A 16,787-nucleotide genomic window follows, 5' to 3' on the forward strand; every position below is an offset into this window, starting at 1 on the left:
ATTTACTTTCATAGAAAGACACACTCTTCAAACGGTGAGTGGTATGATATACATATTGAACTTTATTTTACTTTCCGGCTGAAAGGAGCCAATCATGAACAAAGCGATTTTGTCTCGAAATGATGTGAAGGTGAGTGGTAGCGGCAAAGCATCTATCATTTTCGCTCCTGGTTTTGGCTGCGATCAAAGTGTGTGGAATGCCGTGGCGCCAGCCTTCGAAGAAGAGTATCGGGTTATTTTATTTGATTACGTCGGTTCCGGGAATTCGGATTTACGCGCATATGATCCGAATCGTTACGGAACACTTGACGGCTATGCCCAAGATGTTCTTGATGTTTGTGAAGCTTTAGATCTGGAAAAGACCGTATTTGTGGGGCACTCTGTTGGGGCTGTCATTGGCATGCTAGCTTCCATCCGCCGCCCGGAGCTGTTTTCCCATATGGTGATGGTAGGGCCTTCTCCCTGCTATTTGAATGATCCGCCTGAGTATTATGGAGGATTTGAGGAGGAGCAGCTCCTTGGTTTGCTGGAAATGATGGAGAAAAATTACATAGGCTGGGCAACTGTATTTGCGGCTACTGTTTTGAATCAGCCAGATCGCCCTGAAATCAGGGAAGAACTCGAAAGCCGTTTTTGTTCGACTGACCCTGTGATTGCCCGTCAATTCGCGAAAGCCGCATTTTTTTCTGATCATCGGGAGGATCTTTCGAAGGTAACGGTTCCCTCTTTTATTCTCCAATGCGCAGATGATATCATTGCCCCTGCAACAGTAGGTGAGTATATGCATAAACATCTGCCTTATAGCAGGCTGAAACAAATGGAGGCTCGCGGTCATTGCCCCCACATGAGCCATCCGGAGGAAACAATACAGCTGATCAGCGATTATTTGAAAGTACACGTGTAATATAGGAACGGAAGTGATAGAGGTGACCCTCTTAATGGACAAACAATTGAATCATGCACCATGCGGTTTCCTCACTTTGTCAGAAGAGGGTTCAATAATAGCGGTCAACCGTACCCTGCTCAACATCCTAAAATATGATCAGGAACAGGTAATCGGCCAGCATATGGATACGATCTTGACCGTTTCCGCACAGCTTTTCTATCAGCTCTATTTTGTTCCGCTCTTGAAACTGGAGCAGCACATTGAAGAAATGTACATTTCCCTGAAAACAAGAGATGGAGAAGAAATTCCCGTCCTTGTCAATGCTGTTGTAAGAGCTGATTGCGGAGCAACTGTCACCGAGTGCGTTCTGATTCCGATGCGGAAGCGAAATGAATATGAAAATGAGCTGCTGATGGCCAAAAACGCGGCCCAGGAAGCTTTGCTTGCCAAACAGAAAGCCAATGAGGAGTTAGAAATTGCCTTGGGGACGCTGAAGGCCAAACAAGAAGAACTTCTTGAGACCAACAAACAAAATCAGCAATTTAAATTAAACACCAAAAGAGAGCTTGAGCTCGCCAGAAAGATCCAGGAAAACTCGTTGACTGAACCGATTGTAAACGATCAGATTCAGATTGACGCTTATTATAAAGCGTCCAGTGAGTTATCGGGTGATCTATACGGATTTTATCAAATTGATGAACATCGTTACGGCATTATTATTCTTGATGTGATGGGGCACGGAATTTCATCTGCTATGATTACGATGTCTCTTCATCCTTTGTTCCAGCGCCAGATCACGCAAGGTCTCAGTCCTGTCAAAGTCATGAAGGAATTGGACCGGCACCTCCACAGCTTGTTTCAAAATGATGAGGAAGCAAGACATTATTGCACTGCCATTTATCTTGAGATTGATACAGTCCGGCAAAAAATTGAATATGTCAATGCAGGGCATCCACCGGCATTATGGCAGGGCGCCGGCGGAACACAAAATCCGCTGCACGCTACCGCGCCTCCGATCGGAATGTTTGAAGACACGGTGTTTCAGTCAAGCATCCTTTCATACATTGATGGCGGAAGGCTCCTTCTGTATACGGACGGCGTGATGGATCCTACAGCTTCATGTTATTTATTTGATTTATTAAAGGATCATCCCGATTTGCCTATTGCTGACCTGAAAGAGAAAATCCTTACTTCACTGTATCATCATAAGGAAGCCCATCATAAAAGTGATGACGAATGTTTTATAGTAGTTGATTTAAAATAAAATGATCCATGAGATTGGTTACATCTCATGGATTTTTATGTTTCAGCGCTTCTTCGGGGTATGGCCTGACTCCGCATATTGAAACACCTGCAAGGAAGGCAGCGGGTGTCCGTTAAAATCAAACAAAGCTTGGTTATCCACAGCGCTTCCCCCATACCACTTCCCGGCATCTTCAGGGTCATATTCAGCAGCATAGCTCGAGGCCCAGCCTGAACCGTATGTTTCCCATAACACTTTGTTTTTCTCTACCTGCGTTTTCGGCCCGACTGGAATCCACGCAGGCTCCCAATAGAAAACACCAAGTCCTGCCGTGCCTGTATTCACTACGGCCTGCATCACATCTCTTATTGCATTCGCCTGCCCTTGAACGGAAATTGGATATGGCAGCGTTTGCCCGCTTTTTGGCGCTGTATTTTCATGCCCATCGCCATCCTCAGCAGTATAGGTGTATGATGTCTCCGCCACCATGACTTTTTTGCCGTACGTATCGGCAACAGCCTTCAGCACGGAGGTCAAATTCTGTACTGTGCCGTGCCAGAAAGGATAATACGAGCTGGCAAACACATCATAATCCACTTTGTTTTTGCGCAGTGTTTCTGCAATAAAAGAATACCTTCCAATCGTTTCAGGGTTGGTAAAATGCAGTGCGACCAATATACCTGGGTCTGTCTCCCTGACCGCTCGGCTTCCTTCATTAAATAATTGGCTCATTTTCACCCAATCAGTTTCGCCTGCAAATGCCCCTGTCGTTTCATTTCCGACCTGAACCATACCGATGTCAACGCCTTCCTTGATCATCTTTCGCAGACTTTGTTTCGTATACTCATAGAGCTTTGTTTTTTTGGCTTCAAAGCTGAGATTCGCCCAAGCTTTAGGTACCTTCTGCTTCGCAGGATCGGCCCAGAAATCAGAATAATGAAAGTCGGCCAGCACCTTCATGCCATTCGCTGTGGCTCTTTTTCCGATTTCAATGGCTTTTTGAACATCATTGTTTCCCCCTCCATACCCATTGCCGTTTGAATCATACGGGTCATTCCAGATGCGGACGCGAACATAGTTGACGCCAGCTTGTTTTAAGGTTGTAAAAATGTCCTGGCGTTTTCCGTTTGTATTGTAAAAGGTGACACCGCTGTTTTCTAAGGCAATAACGCTGGACACATCTGCCCCTTTGATAAAATCTTTGTTCATACCCTCTACTTTTTTAATTAGAAGATCATCTGTCCGAAGCTCTGGCACATGTTTCTCCCCCTCAATGGCAGCGGCATATCCTGTTGAACTGAATACACTCCACACGATGGCAGCCGCAAAGAACATTTTCACTCTGCTTCTCATCATTCCACCCCTCACTCTAAAGTAGGCGTTTACAAATATGTTAGAAAAAGAATCCGCCCATATCGAGCGGAGCATTAGCCTAATGTGTGCGTACGACGATTCTCACTTCATATTTTTCCAACGTCAGGTCGCCTGATAATATTTCTCCTGTCATCATATCCTTCACACTCTGATCAAACGTGACCAGCTGCTTCTCTTCGGTAAAATTCATGACGAAAATATAATCATTGTGCTGATCCTGCCTCGCTTGTACGGAGACGCCTTTTCCATGCCGAACCGGAAAAACAGGAGAAAGAGACAGGTCTGTAATGAGTCCTTCATAGAAATCCCGCTGAAATTGATCCTCCAAACGCGCACCGATAAAATACGCCTTGCCCTGCTGATATTGGTGGCTTGTCACCGCTGGCGTACGCGCATAAAAATCTTCTTGATACACCGCTTCTGTTAATGCGGTCTTTACATCGATCACCGTTGCATAATCCTTCATTTCATATGTTTGGCTGCGATAGCTGACAGCATTTCGATCCTTCGGATACAGCGTGTCGGTTTCAAGAGGCTCCATTCCGAAAACAGCTTGCAAATCCGGATGCCATCCGCCTGTGTACGTTAAGTCATGTTCGTTTACAATTCCGCTGATATACGTCATGACTAAAGTGCCCCCGTTAGCCGTAAACGCTTTTAAACGGGAAATGGTGTCTTCGCTGATTAAGTAAAGCATCGGGACGATCAAGAGCTTATATGATGAAAAATCTTGTTCTTTTGTGATGACGTCTACAGGGATATCGTGTTCCCAGAACGTGCGGTAATGCTGCTGAAGTGTTTGCGCATAACGTTTAGTCGCCTTCGCAAACCCCTGAGCATCCTCGAGCGCCCAATGATTTTCCCAGTCATATAATATAGCGGTTTCAGCCGGCCTCTTCGTTCCAACAACTTCGGACAACTGTTCTAATGTTTCGCCGACTTTGGCGACTTCTTGAAAGACCCGGTTCTTCGGGCTATTGTCATGATCCACTACTGCCCCGTGCAACTTTTCTGATGACCCGCGTGATTTACGGTATTGGAAATAGAGAACGCTGTCCGAACCGTGGGCAATCATCTGCATGGACGACAGCAGATTCATGCCCGGACGCTTCGCCTTGTTGACATTATGCCAATTGACCGCGCTTGGCGTACACTCCATTAATAAGAAAGGCTGCTGCTTCAGACTGCGATACAGGTCATTGATGAAGCCGACCTTCATCGCCAAATCAGCTGTGCTTTCCCAGTCATTGTGCCAGACCGGATAAGCGTCCCAGCTGATGACATCGACATGCTTCGCAAATTTGCTGTAATCGAGCCCCTGATACGGAATCAAATCCGGTGTGTCAGCCATAAAGTTCGTTGTGATAGGGATATCAGGCGTCAGTTCTCTCAGCGGAATGATTTCATTTTCATAAAACGAAATCGTTTGAGCTGTGACGAACCGGCGCCAGTCTAAGTTCAGGCCGTGCAAGCCATTTTCACCGATCGGCGAAGGGCTTTCAATTTGTGACCAGTCATTGAATGTATGGCTCCAAAAAGGAGTCCACCACGCGTGGTTCAATGCCTTGAGGCTGTTGTCATATTTCGATTTCAGCCACACCCTGAAAGCATGCTGGCATTGTTCGCAATGGCACTCTCCTCCGTATTCATTTGAAATATGCCACATTAACAGCGCCGGATGATTGCCGTATCGTTCTGCTAATAACCGATTGATGTGCCGCGTTTTTTCACGATATGCCTTTGATGTGATGCAGTGGTTATGCCTTCCGCCATGCAGCTGTTTGACTCGTGAAGCATTGACACGCAAAACTTCAGGATAGGTTTGCGACAGCCAGGCAGGACGGGCTCCACTTGGCGTTGCCAATATGACCCGGCCGCCTATGCTGTGAATCCGCTCAAAAATATCATCAAGCCATTCAAATTGATACACGCCCTCCTCCGGCTCAAGCGCGCTCCATGCAAAAATGCCGACAGAAAACGTATTCGTATGAGAAAGCTTCATCAGCTTGATATCATCGGCTAAAATATCGGGCCGATCCAGCCACTGATCAGGATTGTAGTCTCCTCCGTGGAGCATAAATTTTGCTTCTGTTACGTGCGTTTTTTCAAGCTTTGACATCACATTCTCCTCCTTATTCTCTTACCCTTTCGTTCCCCCTGCGGTTAAACCGGACACAAAATGCTTTTGCAAAATGATAAAGATGATGGCTACCGGTATGCTGATAAGCAGGGCTCCGGCTGCAAATGTCGTATAGCTGGCCCCCATGACATCATTCACTAAATTGAATAGACCGACTGGCAAAGTATATGATTCAGGCGTTCTCAATATCGTTGAAGACAGCACAAAATCTCCTAGCGGGCCGGTAAAGCCGTTCATAGCGACCACTGCCGCCATCGGTTTTGATAATGGCAAAATGATCTGGAGGAAGATTCTTGTGCTGCTGGCCCCGTCAATCTTGGCGCTTTCGTCTAAATCCATCGGAATGGAATCCATGTACCCTTTCATCAAATACGTATTCATCGGGATCAGCCCTCCGATATAAAGCAAGATTAACAGCCAGTGGCTATTGATCATTCCTAAGATTTGCGCCAATACAAACAAGGCAATTAAAGCCGAAAACTGAGGAATCATTTGCAGCAATAAAAAGAGGGTTAATGCGTATTTCCTCCCTTTAAATCGAAAGCGTGAAAACGCATAGGCTGTAAACGTCACACAGATTAAAGACCCTACCATCGTAAACAGGCTGATCTTCATTGAGTTGATATACCACTGCACATATTGAAGGCTTTCTTTGCCCGCAAATAATTCCTTGTAATGGTCGAATGTCGGATGCTTTGGAATGATGGATGTACTGATCAAGCTATTGCCGGGGTTAAAACTTGCGCCTGCCGTCCAAAGGAGAGGATAAACAATGATGACCGCCATACAGGCTAACAACAAATAAGAGAGAAGGAGACGGATATATTTTCTGACCTTCATATCTGCCAGCATGCCTCATGCCCCCTCTTTAAAAGACTTCGTCTGTCTGAACTGCCACAAAGCGATGGAGATGACAAACACAGATAATAAAATGGTTAAAGCTGCGGCAAGTGAATATTGGCTGGACTGCATTGTCAATTTATAAATCCACGAAACAAGGATATCTGTCCCGCCGGCAGTTGATCCGGTTACAGCCGGACCGCCGCCATTGAATAGATAGATAATATTAAAGTTATTAAAATTAAACGTAAACTGAGTAATGATAATCGGAGCCATGGCAATGAACACCATTGGAAGTGTGATGTATCTCAGCTTTGCGAAAACTGAAGCGCCATCAATCGTGGCTGCTTCATACAGATCGTCCGGGATAGACTGCAAGATGCCTGTTGAGACGAGAAAGATGTACGGAAACCCGAGCCAGCCCTGCATGAGAATCAGCGCAAGTCTCGACCAATTGGCATCTGTCATCCACGGAAGAGGCTCTATGCCGAAGAAAGCCAAGATGTCGTGATTCATCGCACCGAAGCTATCATTAAACAGCCCAGCAAAAATTAAAATCGTAACAAATCCGGGAACAGCCCATGGCAAAATGAGAATCGTCCGGAAAAAGCGTTTAAAACGAAGATCTTTCTGATTGACAATAATCGCGAGAAAAATCCCCAAACTGATTTGCAATGTGGATGCGGCAAGTGTCCAAACCACCGTCCAAGCCAGTACATCAAAAAAAGTCGACCTCCAAATATCAACTGTGAAGATGTTTGAGAAGGTTTGAAAACCGACCCAATCAATTAATTTAGCAGGAGGAGAATGATACAAATCATAGTTTGTAAACGCTAGTGCAAAGCTGAATAAAATGGGGAAGATTACAGCGAAAATTAAAATAAACAAAGATGGGCCGCTGACGACATAAGGGTAGCCATGAGAAATAATATGTTGGTATTGTTCCTTGAGGGAGCTCAATGGCTTGTTTTCATCGCGCTGTTTTCCGCTTTGAAACGCATCGCGAAGATTCACATAATACACCGCAAGGCCAAAGCAGGTCACGATTACAGCGATAATTCCTTCCGCCAGCAGAAACACGGAATTATCCCGCGGCACTTCTGTTCCCAGTGTAAAGATTCCCCAAAACCCCATATTGAGCAGATCTCCAAAGACTGCAAAAAACGATGCGCCTAAGAAAAGAAAAACAAAACCTTTTATCCATTGCTTGTTATAGAATTGCCCGAGCCCCGGGATGATAGACAGCAACAAAGCGATTTGACGATGCTGCACCGTTTTCACCTCTCTTACCATACAAATCTAGCTTTCTCTTTATTTTCCGCTGTGCTTTGCCTTGATTTGTCCTTTTGCCGTTTCAGCAGCTTGATCTAATGCCTGTTTTGGATCCGCTTTTCCTGTTGCAACCGTCTGCAATGCTGAATCAGCCGGCGTCCATATTTCATTCATTTCCGGAATATTTGGCGTCAGCTCTGAGAAGCGGGATTGTTCAGTAACAGCCCGTGCTGCCTCGCTTTTCATAATAGCCGGGTCATCGGCTAAGGATTTCACAGCAGGGACTTCTTTCGTTTGTTCATATCGTGTTTTAGAATTTTTTTCGTTTGCCAGGAAAACAGCTAATTCTTCCGCCAGCTCCGCATTCTTTGAAAACGCACTGACGTTGTAGCTTTTGACGCCGATAAAGGCACTCATGTTTTTCCCATTTTCCAGCTTCGGCAGTTTTGTTATGCCATAATTGATTCCTGCTTTCGAAAAGGCTTCTACATTCCACGGGCCTGAGATAATCGCGGCAGCTTTTCCTTCTGTGAACAGCGATTCCAACACATTAATCCCTTGTTCTCCAATAATGCCTGCCGGGAATAAGCCATCTTTGTAAAACTTCTGAATCAGTGCAGCGCCTTTGACAGCGCCTTCATTATTGATTCCGATGTCTGATGGGTCATAGCTGCCGTCTTTGTCCTTTCCGAAGATATATCCGCCGTACCCGCTCATCACACTTTCTGCGTAATAAATTTGATCGAAGAGGGCCAAAAAGCCAAATTCGCTTCCATCAGCAGTCTTTTTGGAATAGTCGTACCACTCTTCCAGCGTTTGCGGCAATTCCTTTTCTGAAATGAGATCTTTGTTGTAAAAAAGCACTGTCGTCTCGACCGCTTTAGGCAGCCCATAAAGCTTTTGATCTACCATTTGAGACTGAATGGAAGCGTCAGTATAAAGCGATTGAACGCTCTTTTCGACATGTAATTCCTTAAGTAATCCTTCCGTAACAGCCGTTCCGATTTGGTCACCTGGCATCGTTAACACGTCAGGCCCCGTTCCGGCCGGTCCGTCCATCCGCAAATCTTCAATCTGCTTGGCATATGGTTTTTCAACGACTTTGACCTTCACATCATGCTCTTTTTCAAACGCAGCCACGGCGTCTTTAATGCCGATGCTCTTTTCCTTATCCTCCCACACGACAAGCTCCGACCCTTTTGAACTTGATTGGGCGCTGCTGCTTTCCTTTGGGCCGCAAGCCGCCAAAGATAAACTGACAGCCGCGCAGAGCATGAGTGCGGAATACTTTAGTGCCATTTTCATTGATTGTCACCCTTTCGTTTCGAATGAAAGCGCTTCAAAAATAATATAGCACGGCTGAGAAAATGTGTAAACAAACTATTTACTCTTATCAGTAAATTTTTTTACTCAATTAAAAAATGACTTAGTCTCCTAAGCCATTCTTAATTCATACTCTTTCTGACGATTAGTTCCGCGCCCACATATAATGTTTTTACCGTTCTTCTCTTGTCCTGCACTTGTTCAAGCAGCATTTCAACAGCATTTTTACATAATTCATGTATATCAATATGAAACGTCGTCAGAGGGGGCGAGACATACTTTGCGAAGCTGATGTTGTTGATGCTTACAACGCTTACCCTGTTCGGTATGGCAATTCCTTTTTCGTTCAGGGCTTGCAGACAGCCTACTGCAATCGGGTCTGCTGCGATCAAAAAAGCAGTCGGAAGCTGATCGCCTAACGTGTCTATCGCAGCTGTCATCAAGCGGTAGCCATTTTCTACAGAAAACCCGCGATGACAGAAAATATAACGCTCGTCCAGCATGCCTTTTTCTCTCATATAGTATCTGAAAGTTTGTTCACGAATGTCCATTTCATCCTGATTGGTGTTCGGATTTTTGTATGTTCCGCCGATAAAACCGATGCTCTTATGCCCTTTCTCGCTCAGGATGTTTACCGTCTTCTTTGTCATTTGAGCTAAATCAGGCCTTACTGAGTCAAAATGATCGGGATCAGGAGTTGAATCGATAAACACGCCGTTTTCAGTGAGATTTCTGAGGAAAGCCAGCTCTTCGTCAGAAAATGTCCCAACAGCTATAAATCCTTCGGTATGTGCAGGGATGCTTTCGATACCGTCCGAAATTTTGTAGGTGGTCATGTCTACATTGAATGCCTTCGCCAGTTTCTCTACTTCTAATCTCATCGTTTTAAAATAGACATCTTCTAATTCTTCTTTATCTGTCAGCCAATATAAAAAGGCAATATGTTTCACTAGCGGCCTCACTGTTTTCTTTCGGTAATTGAGCTTTTCAGCCGCTTCATAAATTTTCTCCCGTGTCTCGTCAGGAACAGAGAGGCTTTCATCGTTATTTAAAACGCGGGAAACGGTTGAAATTGAAAAACCTGCTTCCTGCGCGATATCCTTAATTGTCGCCATTGCATCTGCCTCCATTATTCAGCTTGCTGTTCATTTTAGTAAAATATTTTACTTTCTTTTCCGTAAATGTCAAGTGCACAAAGCCCTTGGTGCGTCATGTAAAAAGACTGAACCATTTGCGGCTCAGTCTCGGTTGTTCGTATCGTGCGGCACTTGCGGAATTGCCCGGGAAATGAGTTGGTTATTGCACATTTTCCTCGAAATATCCCGAAAGCACATCTTCCACATTCGTTAGATGCGCCAGCATGGCGGCTTCAGCCTGCGCTCCGTTCTGGGCAGCCACGGCATTGTAAATCCGTTCATGCTCCTCATACAGCCGCTGAACTGAGGTCTTCTTGGAAAACAGCCAGATTTTCCGTGTTTCTCTCATCGTTTCAAGCAGCAATGATGACACGTGGTTCATCAAGTGTTTAAGAAGTTCATTTTGGGAAGCGTCAGCTAACGCCAGATGGAATGCAAAGTCAGCTTTCTCGCCCAGCTCCCCATCCGTTTCAATGCTGCCCATTTCCTTTAACGCAGCATGAATTCTTTCGAGATCAGCTTCTGTCCTTTTTTCAGCAGCTAATGACGCCACGCCGATTTCAAGCAGTTTTCTGACCTCGAGAAGCTGCTTGACGTCCTCTTTTTTCATGAGAAGGGCGGCTGAGAGCGGCTGAGAAATTTGATTGAGCTCAAATTCTTTCAGGTATGTGCCTTCTCCCTGTTTCATTTCGACAAGCCCCATCGCTTTTAGCGCGGAAAGTGCTTCGCGTACCGCTGAGCGGCTGACTTGAAAGCTTTCGGAAAGCGCCTGAACGGAGTCTAATTTATCTCCTGGCTTCAATTCGCCGTTTTTGATCATATCTAATAGTGCATCCGCCACTTCTTCATATATTTTCTTTGTTTTAATCTGTTTGTATTTCAACGCAATTCACCCCGTAACTTGTAGGTCTGGCTGTTTACGATCTATTATACTCTGTTTTTGGGGACGCCAAAAGATTTTGACAATTTTGTCAAAAAGTCTTGTACTTTGATTTTTTTCAAAATATAATGCTAGGTAACTGGTCTTATTACCCAGTCATCAGATGATCATATCATCTATAGAAACCGCTTACATACAACGCCAGTTTATGTTTCAAGGAGGGGTTTGGGATGCAATGGACACAGGCATTTACGCCTATAGGGGGAAATTTGCTTTTATCAGCGCTTGCCGCACTTGTACCGATTATTTTCTTTTTTTGGGCGCTAGCGATTAAACGGATGAAGGGGTATACAGCGGGCTTGTCCACATTGGGGATCGCACTTATTATTGCTGTATTGGTTTATCGAATGCCGGCGGAAAAAGCGCTGATGTCCGCCACACAGGGAGCCGTATACGGAATGTTGCCGATCGGCTGGATCATTGTGACGTCTGTTTTTTTGTATAAAATCACTGTGAAAACGGGACAGTTTGATATCATTCGCAGTTCTGTTCTCTCGATTACAGATGACCGCCGGCTTCAGGCGCTCCTGATCGCTTTCTCATTCGGGGCTTTTTTAGAAGGAGCCGCCGGCTTTGGAGCACCGGTCGCCATTTCTGCCGCGCTGCTGGTTGGCCTCGGCTTTAACCCTCTTTATGCAGCGGGAATCTGTTTGATTGCCAATACGGCACCGGTCGCCTTTGGCGCGATTGGGATTCCGATTACAGCCGTAGAAGGGCCGACAGGAATTCCGGCGATGGACATTTCACAAATGGTAGGGCGGCAGCTGCCGTTTTTATCTGTATTTATTCCTCTTTATTTAATCATCATCATGAGTGGGTTCAGGAAAGCCTTTGAGGTCTGGCCTGCGATTCTCGTTTCCGGTGTTTCCTTTGCTGTTGTTCAATACCTCAGTTCCAATTTCTTAGGACCTGAGCTGCCGGATGTTTTGTCGGCACTTGTTTCGATGGCTGCGCTTGCTGTGTTTTTGAAATGGTGGAAGCCGAAAACAACATTCCGGTTTGCCAGTGAACAGGAATCGGCCGCCGCTATTGAAACGGCGAAAACGAATCCGGCAGCGCCAGTGTACAGCGGCGGACAGATTTTTAAGGCTTGGTCGCCATTTCTGCTGCTGACGGTGATGATTTCTGTATGGGGCATTCCATCTGTCAAATCCGCGCTGACCGGGCATTATGAAGGGGCTGCTGTTTTCTTGAAGTGGCTGAATGCAGTAGGCGAAAAACTGACTTTCGCCCCTGGTGTGCCTTTTTTGAACAATCAAATTGTCAATGCTGACGGCGCGCCGATTGAAGCGGTTTACAAGCTTGAAGTGCTTGGTTCGGCCGGCACCGCGATATTGATTGCCGCTGTGCTGTCAAAATTCATCACGGCCATTTCGTGGAAAGACTGGGGAGCTGTTTTTAAAGAAACGATTCAAGAGTTAAAGTTTCCGATTCTGACCATCGCTTCTGTCGTTGGTTTCGCCTATGTCACCAACTCCTCGGGAATGAGCACGACACTCGGGATGACACTCGCACTGACAGGTTCGATGTTTACCTTTTTTTCGCCTGTTCTCGGCTGGCTCGGCGTCTTCATTACCGGCTCGGATACGTCTGCCAACCTGCTGTTCGGCAACCTGCAGAAAGTCACCGCGTTATCGGTCGGCATGGACCCCGTACTGTCTGTCGCCGCCAACTCTTCAGGCGGTGTCACGGGAAAAATGATTTCGCCGCAGTCAATTGCGGTGGCTTGTGCTGCGGTGGGACTCGCCGGAAAAGAGTCAGATCTTTTCCGCTTTACGATTAAGCACAGCCTGTTTTTGCTGCTGCTCGTTTGTATCATCACCTTTTTGCAGCATCATGTGTTCAGCTGGATGATTCCTTAAAAAAATCCTCCCTTTCCGGGAGGATTTTATTTATACCGTTTTCTCGCTGCCGATGACGGGATGTTCATTTGATCGCGGTATTTTGCGACTGTGCGTCTGGAAATTTGGATGCCGTGCTGTTCATATAGCAAATCGGCAAGCTTTTGATCTGAGAGCGGTTTTGTTTTGTCCTCATGATTGACCAGGTCTTCTAGATGCGTTTTGACTGCATAGTTAGACGCGTCTCCATCTCCCGAAGCCTCGGCCTTTGCTGAGAAAAAGAGTTTCATCTCAAACAGTCCGTACGGCGTTTGCATCGTTTTCCCTTTGATTGCCCGGCTCACAGTTGATTCATGAAGGCTTAGGCAGTCCGCTATCTCTCTGAGAGTCAGCGGCTTCATTGCGCTTCGCCCTTTCAGAAAGAAATCCTTTTGGCGAGTGATCAGCTCATTGACAATTCTCGTGATCGTCTGCTTTCGCTGTCGCAGCGCGCGGCTCAGCCAGCGCCATTCCTGGTATTTCGCAGATAAATAAGAGGCGGTATCCTGACAGGAGCCGGACGATAAAAGTGTTCTGTACTGCGGATGCAGGTCTATCTCTGGAAACGAGCGGGTGTTCAGCTCCACTGCGATGTGACCGTTTTTCACGGTGATAAAAATGTCAGGCTCGATATACACATCTTGCTCCGGCCTTGCAAATAGAAGGCCCGGTCTTGGATGAAGAGCTGCGATGTCATCAGAGATATCCTGAATCGTATGAAGCGGAATTCCCGTTTCCTTTGAAAGCGCTTTCCAGTTCTTTTGCGCAAAAGCATCAAAATGAGCAGAAACAAGCATTTCCGCTTGTTCATTTCTGTTCGGCAGCCGCTGTAATTGGAGAAGAATGCATTCTTGCAGAGATCTTGCGCCGATTCCAGCAGGCTCTAACGACTGGAGTTTTGCCAAAACCGCTTCCGCTTCCTTGGTGGAAACAGATAGTCGCCGTGCTGCCTCCTCCATATCTTCTTCCAAGTACCCGTTCGAATCAAGCGAATGAATCAGATAATTAAAAATCTTTTTTTCGGAGTTTGTCAGATTCATATCGAGTGACTGCTGTTTTAATACATCCTGCAGTGTTTTTTGCGGATCACTTAATTGAAGGCCTGCTTCCTGTGCATTCATCCTGTTTTTGTTTGTTTTATGGTAAGATAATGGCGGTGTGTCTGTTTCCTTTCGTTCAATAAGAGGGTTTTCCAGTGAGAGCTCATCAATGTATTCGGCGAGTTCTGCCGAATGATAGCCAAGCAGCGTGATGGCCTGCCTGAGCTCCTGTGTCAGTTGAGGCTTTAATACTTGTACTTGCTGAAGTTTCATATCCATCTTGCTCACTCCCCTTTCTTCATTGTACATGATTGAGATCACACCGTATACATTTATGAAAAAGGAGCTGCCAAAGAAATGTCTGAACTTTTTTCCGTCCCTTATTTTATTGAGAATTTAAAACAGCATATTGAAATGAATCAGTCTGAGGATAAAATCCACGCGATGAACAGCTACTACCGTTCTGTCGTCTCTACGCTTGTGCAGGACCAGCTGACGAAAAACGCAGTCGTTTTGAAACGGATTCAGCATTTAGATGAAGCGTACAACAAAGTCAAACGGGGAGAATCAAAATAAACCTTCCGCTCACATGTGAGCAGGAAGGTTTTCCTTCTTTGAGGCGTTCTGGATGAGTCGGGTGCTTGGCACTCCTTTCATCCAGGTATGATAGTAATTGGCGTTTTTCCCGTAGGAATTATCAATGACCGTGTTTTCTTTTTGAAGAAGAGAGGACAGGATGTGGCCGTGCAGCCTTGACGTTTCCACCGATTCGTAACGGCTGAAAAAACGAATCGCTTTTTTGACGATATAATCCGAGTATTTTTCCCATATATACGCGATGGGCAGAGGGTTGCCCGCTTTTTTGTTCAGGACGTTCAGCGTTTGCAGAAAAGCGATCGTCCGGCGGTCTGAAGCTGACAGCACCGTGCGCCAGTCGTAGCTTTCAGCTTTTGCGTGTTCCTGAAGCTCCTTGTTTGCTTCATGATCTGTTCTGATAAATCTCAGCTTTTGGTTGAACGGCTGCTGCGTGGGAACAACGGGAAACAACTGATGAGCCATATCAGGCAGAAGCCTAATCTGATTGCTTGTAAAATAAGCCTGCGCCGTTGCATAGGAGGCTTTTTCCCTAGTAATGATATGGAGATTTGCATGCTTAGAAAATATCTCCGCCGTCCGTTTGAGATTGTCTTCATTTTGAAAATAAATCGATTGCGGCAGGATCACGATTTTGTGGTTCGGATAGGTTTGGACGATTTTCTCTCTAAAGCCTTGATAATACGGATACAAATCCCCGAAGTTGCCGCCTCCCTGGCAGACGATGATGTGATTCGGATCCAGCTTTCGCCCAAGTGGAAAATTGTCGGGATTCCAGCGTTTTCTGACCCGGATCCCATGTTCTTTAAAGAAGGCTTCTGTGCCCTTCATAATAAATAAATCCCCTACATTTCCGTATAGAGGGTAGTCGGCATATATGATCTCGGACTGTTTCGGAATGACATCGAGCAGCCCGGACAGTTTCTGTTTCAGGCTGATCATCGAATGCTTGCTGTCCATTTCTTCACCTCGCCAGTTTGGAATAAGTGTGCTAGCACATCAATGACCCGGTCTTGCTCTTTTTCCGTCAGATTTGACCCTGATGGGAGACAGATCCCTCGTTTGAAAAGATCTTCGCATACGCTTCCTGTATCTTCATGAGAATAAAATAAAGACGGCTCAAACAGCGGCTGGGTATGGAGCGGCTTCCACAGCGGCCGTGCTTCAATGTTTTCTTCCGCAAGGCGTTGAACCGCGTCATATGGGCTCAGCCCGTTATCAAGTGTGAGCGTGGTCAGCCAGCGATTGGATACACCTGCTGCATGCTCTGGCATAAAGCGGACGCCGTTTATGTGACCGAGTGCGTTTTTGTATCTTGTGAATATGGCTCTTCTTTTCTCCACCCGCTTATCCAATACCTCAAGCTGGGCAATGCCCACGCCGGCGAGGATATTGCTCAGTCTGTAATTGTATCCGATTTCGCTGTGCTGATAATGAACAGCCGGCTCTCGTGCCTGCGAAGCGAGAAACCGTGCTTTCTCAATGGCGGCTTCATCGTCTGAAACGAGCATTCCGCCCCCCGATGTGGTAATAATTTTGTTTCCGTTAAATGAAAAAATGCCGAAGCGCCCGAATGTCCCGCTTTGCTTCCCTTTATAAACTGTGCCGAGAGATTCGGCTGCGTCCTCAATGACAGGAACTCCGTATGCCTCGCACAGGCTTACGATGTCATCCATTTTCGCGCTTTGCCCATATAGATTGACAGCAATGACCGCTTTGGGCAGCTTTCCGTTTCTTTTCGCAGCCTCCAGCGCTCGTTCAAGGGCTTTCGGTGACATATTCCACGTATCGGGCTCAGAATCAATAAAGACGGGTACCGCTTTTCCATACAAAATCGGGTTGGCAGTTGCTACAAATGTGAAGGACTGGCAAAACACGCTGTCTCCTTCTTTTACCTCAAGCAAGCGCAGCGCCAGATGAATCGCCGCCGTTCCTGAGCTGACCGCAGCCGCCCCTTTTACGCCGACGCGTTCAGCCAGTTGTTCTTCAAATGAATTCACGAGTGGCCCAAGTGGCGCAATCCAGTTTGAGCGAAAGGCTTCTGAAATATAGTGCTGCTCTCTGCCGCTCATGTGAGGGGGAGATAAGTAGATTCTTTTATGCATATAATCATCCTTTG

14 protein-coding genes are annotated in these 16,787 nt (G+C 46.1%); 4 read left to right on the forward strand and 10 right to left on the reverse strand.

All coding sequences use genetic code 11. The annotated features are described in order from the left end of the window. The first annotated feature begins 94 nt into the window (after window positions 1–94). A complete protein-coding gene (locus tag M0696_RS17185) occupies window positions 95–904 on the forward strand; it encodes an alpha/beta fold hydrolase (RefSeq protein ID WP_166848217.1) in 810 nt (269 codons plus the stop codon). A gap of 34 nt (window positions 905–938) precedes the next feature. Further along, window positions 939–2,150: a phosphoserine phosphatase RsbP gene (gene rsbP / locus M0696_RS17190; RefSeq protein ID WP_248602201.1), complete on the forward strand. Its 1,212-nt coding sequence runs from the start codon at window positions 939–941 to the stop codon at window positions 2,148–2,150. Window positions 2,151–2,192: 42 nt separating this feature from the next. Here rsbP and ganB read toward each other — a convergent pair whose 3' ends face one another. The 7 genes from ganB to lutR form a co-directional block, all read right to left on the reverse strand. Further along, window positions 2,193–3,482 (reverse strand): arabinogalactan endo-beta-1,4-galactanase, encoded by a 1,290-nt coding sequence (gene ganB / locus M0696_RS17195; RefSeq protein ID WP_248602784.1) that lies wholly within the window; start codon window positions 3,480–3,482, stop codon window positions 2,193–2,195. 79 nt (window positions 3,483–3,561) lie between these two features. Beyond that, window positions 3,562–5,625: a beta-galactosidase GanA gene (gene ganA / locus M0696_RS17200; RefSeq protein WP_222142055.1), complete on the reverse strand. Its 2,064-nt coding sequence runs from the start codon at window positions 5,623–5,625 to the stop codon at window positions 3,562–3,564. Window positions 5,626–5,643: 18 nt separating this feature from the next. Beyond that, window positions 5,644–6,495: a galactooligosaccharide ABC transporter permease GanQ gene (gene ganQ / locus M0696_RS17205; protein ID WP_222142056.1), complete on the reverse strand. Its 852-nt coding sequence runs from the start codon at window positions 6,493–6,495 to the stop codon at window positions 5,644–5,646. A gap of 3 nt (window positions 6,496–6,498) precedes the next feature. Then, on the reverse strand, window positions 6,499–7,755 hold the full coding sequence (gene ganP, locus M0696_RS17210; RefSeq protein ID WP_222142057.1) for a galactooligosaccharide ABC transporter permease GanP: 1,257 nt from the start codon (window positions 7,753–7,755) through the stop codon (window positions 6,499–6,501). A 39-nt stretch (window positions 7,756–7,794) separates the two neighbouring features. Beyond that, complete coding sequence (ganS, locus tag M0696_RS17215) at window positions 7,795–9,060, reverse strand: arabinogalactan oligomer ABC transporter substrate-binding protein GanS (RefSeq protein WP_166848201.1); 1,266 nt, start codon at window positions 9,058–9,060, stop codon at window positions 7,795–7,797. A 140-nt stretch (window positions 9,061–9,200) separates the two neighbouring features. Beyond that, complete coding sequence (gene ganR / locus M0696_RS17220) at window positions 9,201–10,193, reverse strand: galactan degradation operon transcriptional regulator GanR (RefSeq protein WP_166848198.1); 993 nt, start codon at window positions 10,191–10,193, stop codon at window positions 9,201–9,203. Between the two features lie 181 nt (window positions 10,194–10,374). After that, a complete protein-coding gene (gene lutR, locus M0696_RS17225) occupies window positions 10,375–11,097 on the reverse strand; it encodes an L-lactate utilization/bacilysin biosynthesis transcriptional regulator LutR (RefSeq protein WP_166848182.1) in 723 nt (240 codons plus the stop codon). Between the two features lie 227 nt (window positions 11,098–11,324). Here lutR and lutP point away from each other — a divergent pair, with 227 nt between their 5' ends. Then, entirely contained in the window at window positions 11,325–13,016 is a 1,692-nt protein-coding gene (gene lutP, locus M0696_RS17230; protein WP_222142058.1) for an L-lactate permease LutP, read from the forward strand. A 26-nt stretch (window positions 13,017–13,042) separates the two neighbouring features. Here lutP and rpoN read toward each other — a convergent pair whose 3' ends face one another. Then, the gene (gene rpoN, locus M0696_RS17235; RefSeq protein WP_222142059.1) at window positions 13,043–14,353 is read right to left on the reverse strand and encodes an RNA polymerase factor sigma-54; all 1,311 of its coding nucleotides are present in this window, start codon (window positions 14,351–14,353) and stop codon (window positions 13,043–13,045) included. Between the two features lie 78 nt (window positions 14,354–14,431). Here rpoN and yvfG point away from each other — a divergent pair, with 78 nt between their 5' ends. Beyond that, window positions 14,432–14,650: a protein YvfG gene (gene yvfG, locus M0696_RS17240; protein ID WP_003219905.1), complete on the forward strand. Its 219-nt coding sequence runs from the start codon at window positions 14,432–14,434 to the stop codon at window positions 14,648–14,650. Window positions 14,651–14,659: 9 nt separating this feature from the next. On the opposite strand, the gene M0696_RS17245 is transcribed toward yvfG, so the two are convergent. Together M0696_RS17245 and M0696_RS17250 are read right to left on the reverse strand one after the other, a co-directional pair. After that, complete coding sequence (locus tag M0696_RS17245) at window positions 14,660–15,628, reverse strand: polysaccharide pyruvyl transferase family protein (protein ID WP_166848174.1); 969 nt, start codon at window positions 15,626–15,628, stop codon at window positions 14,660–14,662. Then, the gene (locus M0696_RS17250) at window positions 15,607–16,773 is read right to left on the reverse strand and encodes a DegT/DnrJ/EryC1/StrS family aminotransferase (RefSeq protein ID WP_222142060.1); all 1,167 of its coding nucleotides are present in this window, start codon (window positions 16,771–16,773) and stop codon (window positions 15,607–15,609) included. The genes M0696_RS17245 and M0696_RS17250 overlap by 22 nt, the downstream gene beginning before the upstream one ends. Window positions 16,774–16,787 lie beyond the last annotated feature (14 nt).

This window comes from Bacillus rugosus (genome assembly GCF_023238245.1).
Lineage (GTDB): Bacteria > Bacillota > Bacilli > Bacillales > Bacillaceae > Bacillus > Bacillus rugosus.